Origin of the sequence: Streptomyces sp. NPDC047002 (assembly GCF_040704505.1) — a bacterium.
Taxonomy (GTDB): Bacteria; Actinomycetota; Actinomycetes; order Streptomycetales; family Streptomycetaceae; genus Streptomyces.
Map to the genome: position 1 here is coordinate 67,956 of NZ_JBEYWC010000036.1, position 6,110 is coordinate 74,065.

Below are 6,110 nucleotides of genomic sequence, written 5' to 3' on the forward strand. Positions count from 1 at the left end.
GGGGGGCCCGGCCTCAGTCCTCGGGCAGTTCCACCGGCGCGAGCTCGTCGAAGAGGTCGCCGGGGCCCGGGTTGGACGGGTCGCTGCCGCCGCCGAAGTGGTGCAGCACCCCCCACACCGCGTTGAGCGCCGTCTGCACGGCGCCCTCCGCCCATCCCGCGGTCCAGGAGATGTCGTCACCCGCGAGGAAGATCCCGCGCTTGTCCGCGGGCAGCGCGTCCTGCACGAAGTGCGTGAACAGCCGCCGCTGGTAACGGTAGTGGCCCGGCAGGTTGGCCTTGAACGCCCCCATGAAGTACGGCTCGTTCTCCCAGGACACCGTCACCGGGCTGCCGATCACATGGCGCCTGATGTCGACCCCGGGGTAGATCTCGCCGAGCGAGGCCAGCATGACCTCCATCCGCTCGTTCGCCGAGAGCGGCAGCCACTTCAGGCTGTCGTCGCACCAGGTGTACGAGAGGCAGACGACGGCGGGCGCGTCCGGGTCGCTGCCCAGCAGGTAGGTGCCGCGGGTCATCCGGTCCGTGAGCGTCATCGACAGGGTGTCGCGGCCGGTGCGCGGGTCGCGGTCGAGCCAGAACGGCCGGTCGACGGGGACGAACAGCTTGCTCGACTCCATGTAGTGGGTCCGCTCGATCGCCGTCCAGTGGTCGATCGGGAAGAGGCCCTCGTCGCAGGCGATCTTGGAGAGCAGCATCCAGGACTGCGCGGTGAAGACGGCAGCGCGGTAGGTGCGGATGGCGCCCGAGGCGTCGGTGACGGTGATGCCGCCGCCCGCCGTGCGCCGCAGCCCCGTCACCGCGGGCAGCGGGGTGCCGCCGTGGAGCGAGGCGAGCGAGGTGCCCTGCGCCCAGTGCGTGATCTTCCCCGGCGCCCGCTCCCACAGCCGCTCGGGGAGCTGCCGACTGCCGCCGACGATGCCCCGGTGGTCGTCGTCCGCCTCCGTGTAGACGACCCGCAGGATCTCCAGGACGGAGTTGGGGAAGTCGGTGTCCCAGCCGCCCGTGCCGAAGCCGACCTGGCCGAAGATCTCCCGGTGCCTGAAGGAGGCGAAGGCGGGCGAGTCGCAGAGGAAGCCGTAGAACGTTTGGTTGTCCAGCTCCCGCACGAGCCGCGACCAGATCGCCCGGATCGCGGGCACGTCGCGCTCGCGCAGCGCGCGCTGCATGGCGGAGAAGTCGGCGCCCTCCTCTAGGCAGGTGTTCCACGCGTCCATCACGTCCCGGTACACCTGCGGCAGGTCGGCGATCGTACGGGCGTAGTGCGGCACGCCCTTGAGGTCGACCACCGTCGAAGGGGTGCCGGGCGCGAGCGGGTTGGGGAACGGCTCGGTCTCCAGGCCCACCAGGTCGATGTAGTGCCGCAGCGCGGTCGACGACGGCGGGAAGCGCATGGCGCCGAGTTCGGCCGTGAGGCGCGGGTCGCAGCCGTCGAAACCGACCGTGCGCAACCGCCCGCCGATCCGGTCCGCCTCGTACAGCACGGGCCGCAGCCCGGTCTTCATCAGCTCGTACGCCGTGACGATCCCGGAGAGGCCGCCGCCGATGACGGCGACCTCGGTGCCGTGCTCGGTGGCGGGCACCTGGCCGAGGCCCGCGGGGTGCGCGAGGTAGTCGTCGTAGGCGTAGGGGAAGTCGGGGCCCGACATGGTCAGGGGCCGCTGCCCCGGCGGGGGCTCGGCGTGCGATACGGCGGTGGGCACCGTGGACGTCATGGCGCGACGCTCCTGGGGTGTGATGTGGTGCGGGGTTCTTCGGACGCGGGCCTGGTCAGCCCGCGGGGTGTGCGGCGTGCGGGCCGGTGTAGAGGGCGGGCCGCCGGTCGGCGAGGTACGGGTTGGCCCGGCGCGAGGCCGCGAGCAGCTCAGGGTCGGCGTCCGCGACGAGCAGTTCCTCGCCGCGGCCCGCGCGGGCGGCGACCGTGCCGTCGGGCCCGGCCAGGCAGCTCAGCCCGACGAAGTCGAACGGGCCCTCGGTTCCGATCCTGTTGACGTACGCGACATAGAGCTGGTTCTCGAACGCCCTGACGGGCACGACGGATTCGGCGACGAACTCGAAGGGGTGCATCTGCGCGGTGGGCACGAGCAGCAGGTCGGTTCCTGCGAGGGCGTGGGCCCTGACGTTCTCGGGGAACTCGACGTCGTAGCAGATCATGATGCCGACGCGGAGCCCGTCGAGGTCCGCCTGGACCACCGGCTGCTCCCCCGGCGTGAAATGCTCGCGCTCGAACGCGCCGAACAGGTGCGTCTTGCGGTAGCCCGCGGCCCTGGTGCCGTCGGCTGCGACGAGTTGGGCGCTGTTGAAGACGCGGGACCCGTCGCGCTCCGGGTAGCCGTACAGCACCGCGAGGCCGTGCCTGCGGGCCGTCGCCGCGACCGCCTCCGCCGCCGGGCCTCCTGCGGGCTCGGCGAGGCGCGCCACGTCGTCGCCGATGGCGTAGCCGGTGAGGAACATCTCCGGGCAGACCAGCAGCCGGGCGCCCGCTGCCGCGGCGCCGGCCGCCGCCGCGTCGAGCGCCCGCAGGTTCGCGGCCGGGGAACCTGGCTGTCCCGAGCTCTGGAGCAGAGCGGTACGCAGTGCGGGCATGGCGCGGTCCTCGCAGGTCACGGGTGGTCGGGCGGGAGCGGGGGCGGGCAGCGGCCGGGCGCGCCCGGCCCCTTGGAGACCGTACGGTCCACCGCGGCGCGGCGACAAGACGCCTCCGTTGCGTCCGCAGGGGCGATTCGTTGCGTGTACGGGCGGCTCGGCGGCGGAACGTTGCGCGCCGCCGTGCGGAGGGTCAGGAGCGGGGCCCCGGCCACTGCGGGGCGCCCGCCGTGGAGCGGCGCAGCAGCGGCGAGAGGACGAGGACGGACTTGGTGCGCTCCACGTACGGCTCGCTCGCGATGCGTTCGAGCACCTCTTCGAAGTGGCGCATGTCGGCGGCGAAGACCTGGGCGACCGCGTCGGCGTCGCCGGTGACGGTGGACGCGGCGACGACCTCGGGGAAGCGTTCCAGCCCGCGGTAGATGTCGTCGGGCGAGGTGTTGCGGCCGCAGTGGATCTCGATGAACCCCTCGGTGCGCCAGCCGAGGGCTGCGGGGTCGACCCGTACGGTGAATCCGGTGATCGCGCCCTCGGCGCGCAGCCGGTCCACGCGGCGCTTCACGGCGGGGGCGGAGAGGCCGACGAGGGTGCCGATGTCCGCGTAGGAGCGGCGCGCGTCGTCCGCGAGGGCGTGCAGGATGCGTTCGTCCAGGTCGTTCAGTCGCACCGGTGCAGTAGACCACGCGGGTCGCGCGCCCGGCCCCGCAGGGCCGGACGCGCCGGGGCTCAGCCCTCCGCCAGCAGGCCCTTGCGCAGGCGGCTGGTGACGCGGGCCAGCAGGCGGGAGACGTGCATCTGGGAGACGCCGAGCACCTCGCCGATCTCCGACTGGGTCATCTCCTCGCCGAAGCGCATGCGCAGCAGCCTGCGCTCCCGCTCGTCGAGCGACTGGATCAGCGGCTTGAGCGCCTGGACGTTCTCCGCGATCTCCAGGCCCGCGTCCAGCTCGCCGAGCCGGTCGGCGAGCGGGGTCACGGTCTCCGCCGAGTCGTCGGCGGGCACGTCGATGGAGCCGGCAGTGTAGCCGTTGCTCGCGACGATGCCCTCTATGACCTCGTCCTCCTCGATGCCCAGGTGCCCGGCGAGTTCGGCCGTGGTGGGCGTGCGGTCGAGGCGCTGCGCGAGCTCGTCGCTGGCCTTCGCCAGGTCGATCCGCAGCTCCTGGAGACGGCGCGGCACGTGCACGGCCCAGCTGGTGTCCCGGAAGAACCGTTTGATCTCGCCGATGATGTACGGCACGGCGAACGTCGCGAACTCCACCTCGCGGCTGAGCTCGAAGCGGTCGATCGCCTTGATCAGGCCGATGGTGCCGACCTGGACGATGTCCTCCATCTGGTCGGCCCTGTTGCGGAACCTGGTGGCCGCGTAGCGCACCAGCGCGAGGTTCAGCTCGATCAGGGTGTTGCGCGCGTACTGGTACGCGGCGGTGCCCTCCTCGACCTCGGCGAGCCGGGCGAAGAACAGCCGGGACAGCTCCCGCGCGTCCTTGGGCGCGACCTCGGACGGCGACTCGACGTGCGGCAGGCCGTAGGAGGCACCGACACAGGCCGCGGGTCCGTACGCGTCGGGGAGCCCGTGGTTCTCGGGGCCCGCTCCGCCGCCTGCGTGCTCGATACGTTCGTACGGGACCGCACTGGCCGTCGTCGTCACATCGCCCTCCCCTTGGATCCATGGTTCAGTGGGTGGCGTGTACCCGGTGCACGCGACACCATGCGTGCGAATTCCTGGGAATGTTCGGCGCCCCGGGAGAACCGCAGGACAGCGGGGAAGAACGCATATGCCGGTGTGCCGGGGCCCGTTGTCCTCCCGGGCCGCCGGCGCACCGTGAGCGCGCGTCAGGTCCAGCTGGACGACAGCGGCTTGCCCTCCGCGTAGCCCGCGGCGCTCTGCACGCCGACGATCGCGCGCTCGGCGAACTCGGCGAGCGAAGCGGCGCCCGCGTACGTGCAGGACGAGCGGACCCCGGCGACGATCGAGTCGATCAGGTCCTCCACGCCGGGTCGCGCCGGGTCGAGGAACATCCGCGAGGTGGAGATGCCCTCCTCGAACAGGCCCTTGCGCGCACGGTCGTAGGCGGACTCCTCGCTGGTGCGGTTGCGCACCGCGCGGGCCGACGCCATGCCGAAGGACTCCTTGTAGAGGCGCCCGTCGGCGGACTGCTGGAGGTCGCCCGGCGACTCGTACGTACCGGCGAACCAGGAGCCGATCATCACGTTGGAGGCGCCGGCGGCGAGCGCCATCGCCACGTCGCGCGGGTGGCGCACGCCGCCGTCGGCCCAGACGTGCCTGCCGTGCCTCGCGGCCTCCGCCGCACATTCGAGCACGGCGGAGAACTGCGGCCTGCCGACGCCTGTCATCATCCGGGTCGTGCACATCGCGCCGGGTCCCACGCCGACCTTGACGATGTCGGCGCCCGCCTCGACCAGGTCGCGCACGCCCGCGGCGGAGACGACGTTGCCCGCGACGACGGGGACGCGAGGGGACAGGCCGCGGATGGCGCGGACCGCCGCGATCATGGACTCCTGGTGGCCGTGCGCGGTGTCCACGACGAGCGTGTCGACGCCGGCGTCCAGGAGCTGCGCGGCCTTGCCCGCGACGTCGCCGTTGACGCCGACGGCCGCGGCGATCCGCAGCCGCCCGCGCGCGTCGGTCGCCGGCGTGTAGAGCGTGGCGCGCAGGGCGCCCTTGCGGGTCAGGATGCCGACGAGGCGCCCCTCGGCGTCGACGGCGGGCGCGAGCTTGCGGTGGGCGCCGTCGAGGACGGTGAACGCCTCGCGCGGGTCCGTGTCGGCGGAGAGCACGAGCAGCTCGCGCGACATCACCACGGACAGCTGCGTGAAGCGGTCGACGCCGCCGAGGTCGTGCTCGGTGACGATGCCGATCGGGCGCCGCTTGTCGTCGACCACGATGCCGGCGCCGTGCGCACGCTTCGGGAGCAGCGCGAGCGCCTCGTCCACGGTCTGCGTGGGCCGCAGCGTGATGGGCGTGTCGAAGACCAGGTCGCGGGTCTTCACCCAGGACGTGACGTCGGCGACCACGTCGTGCGGGATGTCCTGCGGGATGACCACGAGGCCGCCGCGCCGGGCCACGGTCTCCGCCATGCGGCGGCCGGCGATGGCGGTCATGTTGGCCACGACCAGCGGGATCGTGGTCCCGGTGCCGTCGGGCGACGAGAGGTCCACGCCCTGCCGGGAGCCGACGGAGGACCGGCTCGGGACCATGAAGACGTCGTCGTAGGTCAGGTCGTACGACGGCACAAGATCGTTGAGGAAACGCACGTACGGAACATCCCAGTCGCTCGGAGCTGGCCGCCGGTCGATGGGCCCGGCGGCAGACGCACGTACTTCATTCTCCCACGTGCTGCCCGGGTCCTGCCTCGGCTCGGGCGCGGAGAAACGTCCAGCCCGGTGGGGCCGTGCCTTGGACGTTCCTCCAAGGGGACCCTCCGTACCCGTCCCCGCGCCCTTCCTCACCGGCCCCCAGGGCGCGGGCAAGTCGACCGGCGGCCGGATGCTCGTACGGATC

The 6,110-nt window shown here is 72.6% G+C and carries 5 protein-coding genes; all 5 read right to left on the reverse strand.

Features of this window, described 5'->3' with window-relative positions; genetic code table 11:
- Positions 1-13 precede the first annotated feature (13 nt).
- Positions 14-1,714, reverse strand: a complete 1,701-nt coding sequence (locus AB0910_RS26670; protein ID WP_366747191.1) for an NAD(P)/FAD-dependent oxidoreductase — start codon at positions 1,712-1,714, stop codon at positions 14-16.
- A gap of 55 nt (positions 1,715-1,769) precedes the next feature.
- Entirely contained in the window at positions 1,770-2,585 is an 816-nt protein-coding gene (locus AB0910_RS26675) for a carbon-nitrogen hydrolase family protein (protein WP_366747192.1), read from the reverse strand.
- 193 nt (positions 2,586-2,778) lie between these two features.
- The gene (locus AB0910_RS26680) at positions 2,779-3,252 is read right to left on the reverse strand and encodes an Lrp/AsnC family transcriptional regulator (protein WP_366747193.1); all 474 of its coding nucleotides are present in this window, start codon (positions 3,250-3,252) and stop codon (positions 2,779-2,781) included.
- Between the two features lie 59 nt (positions 3,253-3,311).
- Positions 3,312-4,109, reverse strand: a complete 798-nt coding sequence (locus AB0910_RS26685) for a SigB/SigF/SigG family RNA polymerase sigma factor (protein WP_366747199.1) — start codon at positions 4,107-4,109, stop codon at positions 3,312-3,314.
- A 311-nt stretch (positions 4,110-4,420) separates the two neighbouring features.
- The gene (locus AB0910_RS26690; protein WP_366747194.1) at positions 4,421-5,863 is read right to left on the reverse strand and encodes a GuaB1 family IMP dehydrogenase-related protein; all 1,443 of its coding nucleotides are present in this window, start codon (positions 5,861-5,863) and stop codon (positions 4,421-4,423) included.
- Positions 5,864-6,110: the final 247 nt, after the last annotated feature.